This is a genomic window from Bacillus sp. LL01 (assembly GCF_001037965.1).
Window position 1 is genome coordinate 1 of record NZ_LFEL01000259.1, and the last position, 3,239, is coordinate 3,239.

4 protein-coding genes are annotated in these 3,239 nt (G+C 38.9%); all 4 read right to left on the reverse strand.

Going from position 1 to position 3,239, the window contains the following annotated elements:
- The coding region (gene arsB, locus AB685_RS29030) for an arsenite/antimonite efflux transporter (RefSeq protein WP_047974085.1) at positions 1-990 on the reverse strand (990 nt) is incomplete at its 3' end.
- Between the two features lie 42 nt (positions 991-1,032).
- Positions 1,033-1,383 carry a metalloregulator ArsR/SmtB family transcription factor gene (locus AB685_RS29035; RefSeq protein WP_047974086.1) on the reverse strand — a complete coding sequence of 117 codons (351 nt, stop codon included), beginning with the start codon at positions 1,381-1,383 and terminating at the stop codon, positions 1,033-1,035.
- A gap of 171 nt (positions 1,384-1,554) precedes the next feature.
- Positions 1,555-2,289, reverse strand: a complete 735-nt coding sequence (locus AB685_RS29040; RefSeq protein ID WP_047974087.1) for an MBL fold metallo-hydrolase — start codon at positions 2,287-2,289, stop codon at positions 1,555-1,557.
- 56 nt (positions 2,290-2,345) lie between these two features.
- The coding region (locus AB685_RS29045; protein ID WP_241773416.1) for an amidohydrolase family protein at positions 2,346-3,239 on the reverse strand (894 nt) is incomplete at its 5' end.

Genomic DNA, 3,239 nt, shown 5'->3' on the forward strand with positions numbered 1-3,239 from the left:
TGAGATCGTTTCAACAAACAAACCGTGTTCGGTGGTCGATTCAATAAACCCAGCTAAGACATCTGTTAAGCCTACATTTCGTAAGCTATAAACAACGACGTACATTCCAATTGAGAAAACAACAATCGCCCAAGGAGCCCCTTTAATGATGCCAGCTGAACTCAATTCAGGATTCTTCCTGCTCATCATTCGGAAGATGATATAGAAAATAATCGCTATTGGCATGGCTACAAATGATACGGGGACGTGAATAAATTCACTTACAAAATAACCAACTAATAAGACCGCTAAAATGTACCATGAAAGCTTAAAGAGTTTCTGATCTTTAATGGCTTCGACTGGTTTTTTGAGTTGACTCATATCATATTTCAGCGGAATGTCTTTTCTAAAGAAGAGATAAAGCACTAAAATACTTGCCCCAAGTGCAAAGAAGTTCGGAACAATCATTCTCGATGCATATTCAACAAACCCAATTCCGAAAAAGTCTGCAGAGACAATGTTAACTAAATTACTGACTAGTAGCGGCAAACTCGTTGTATCAGCAATAAATCCACTTGCCATAATAAAGGGTAAAATCATCGCTTCTTTAAAGTTCAAAGCTCTAACCATAGCTAATACAATCGGTGTTAAAATAAGAGCTGCTCCATCATTTGCAAATAATGCTGCTACTACAGCACCTAATAAAGAAACATACAAAAACATCTTCAATCCATTTCCATTTGCAAACCTGGCCATGTGTAATGCCGACCATTCAAAAAATCCAATTTCATCTAAAATTAATGAGATGATAATAATCGCCACAAACGTTAACGTCGCGTTCCAAACAATTCCTGTAACTGTTACTACATCACCAAAATCAACGACCCCTACAATTAGCGCTAAGATTGCCCCAATTGTCGCTGACCAACCAATAGATAAACCTTTTGGCTGCCAAATGACAAGGGTGAGTGTAAACAGGAAAATCACAGAAGCTAAAATCACAGATGTCATCGTTTCTCCCCCACTCTCTTTTATCTATTCTATTTTCTACCTTTACTCACAGCATACTCGTAAGCCACGCTGTTCAAGTTCAAGTAGTTTATTATGCTGATTAGGTAAGTGGCTAAGTAAACTTTTAACCATAGGGTATGCAGGGTGACTTCTGTTTACACAAAAGAAAATCCACTGTCCTCTTCGCTCTTCCACTACAAGACCAACATCTCTTAACTTTCTTAAGTGCTGGCTAACAGATGGCTGACTCATGTTGAATAACTCTACAAATTCACACACACAACACTCATCTTCTTCCATTAAGGCCACCATTGTTAGGCGTGTTTTATCTCCAAGTAATTTCAACACTTTAGCAGCTTCTTCAACTTCAATGACAGTTTTCATATCCTCCATTAACTTCAACCCTTTCCTCAAGTACGTTTATAGTATATAAGCATATACTTATATATGCAAGTGATAATCAAATCCTTTACATGATCTTAACATAGTGAAATCTATGATTAATAAAAAGATAGAAATAGATGGTAGTCATAAAAAAAGAAACTGGCAACTCACCAATTTCTTTTAAATAATGAATGCTAATCCTGACTGTGCAATGGTCACTTCCCCACAGTACCCTTCCTCCACCTCTTTCTTCAATTTCTCATGATTTCCGTGATGAGGAAGATGCGAGAGAACTATTTGTTTCAGATCTGAAACTCGTGCAAGCTTGCCTATATCCGTACTATTCATATGTCCGTATTGTCCCACATGATCATTCTTATACCCACTACACTCAGCAATTACTAAGTCACTTCCCCGTGCGAAATCAGCTAACCCCTCAAAATAACTTGAATCAGCTGTATAGACAATCGCTCTTCCTTCACATTCCACTTTCATTGCATAGCACGGAACAGGGTGATGAGTCTTTTTAAAAGTAAAGGTGAATGATCCAATGTGCAGAGGCTTACCCTCCTCATAAGCATAAGAGTTAACAAGGTCCTTGTAGGCTAACTTATTAAATGAAGCTGTATCCTCTTGATGTCCATAGATCGTAAATTCTTTTTTGTTTTTTCCCATCCCTTTGTTAATAATTCGCGCATACTGAAAAGGTCCAATATCTGCGTAATGATCATGATGATAATGGGATAGAACAATCCCATCAAGGTCGTTTACATCACAATATTCCTGTACGCAAGACAGAACTCCACTTCCGCAATCAAGTAATAATTTCGTATCGTTATGCTCAAGTAAATAACCTGAGGTTGCCTCTCCTACTTCAGGGTAGGCATGCCAAAACCCGACAACTGTTACTTTCATTACTTCATCTCCCTCTCTATTCAGGCTTTACAAGAAAAAAACGCTATTGCGAGCTCTTAATCACCATATACAGTCTTTCCATTTATAAAGGTTTGCATGACATTAGCCTGGACGTTAAATGGATGATGGGACCAAATGACAAAGTCAGCATCTTTTCCTTGTTCTAGCGAGCCTACTTGTTCAGCAATCCCTATATGTTCAGCTGCACGAAGAGTAATTGCTTTAAATGCGGTTTGTTCTGACAAGCCATTTTTGACAGATGTTTGGGCAGACGTAATGAGATGATCAATGGTAACTACTGGATGATCTGTTGTAATCGCAAAGGGAACGTCATGCTTTTCTAACTCAAGAAGTGTGTGCCACCCTTTGTCGTTTAATTCAACCTTTGTACGTGAAGTCATCGTTGGTCCTACAGAAACTCGAACAGAATGCTTCGATAAATACTCAGCAATTAAATGGCCCTCTGTACAATGTTCAATCGTCGCTTCGACTTCAAATTCTTTCAATAGTCGAAGAATGGTGACAATATCATCAGAACGGTGAGCATGAATACAAAGGGGAATTTCTCCTTTAATTACTTTTGATAACTGTTCCATTCCAAGGTCACGCTTTTTCATTATTTGTACCGTTGTCACGCCTGCTGCACGAGCGTCTTCGAATCCTCGATCAAATGGATTAATGCCATCTATAGCTCGAACATGTGGAGTTGCTGCCTGCGACGTTTCATTAAAATCGTGCCCAGCTGGGCCAATTCCCTCTTCAAAAACGCCGATATGTGTATGTACATCAATTAAGCCAGGTGTTATGTATGTCCCTTCAACGTTCATAATCTCGGTATCAGACGGCAGGTCAATATTCATCCCTACATCAACTATACTACCTAGATGCACCAATAACGTTGCCCCTTCTATTACTTCTCCATTTCCAAGAATAATCGTTGCCCCTCTATA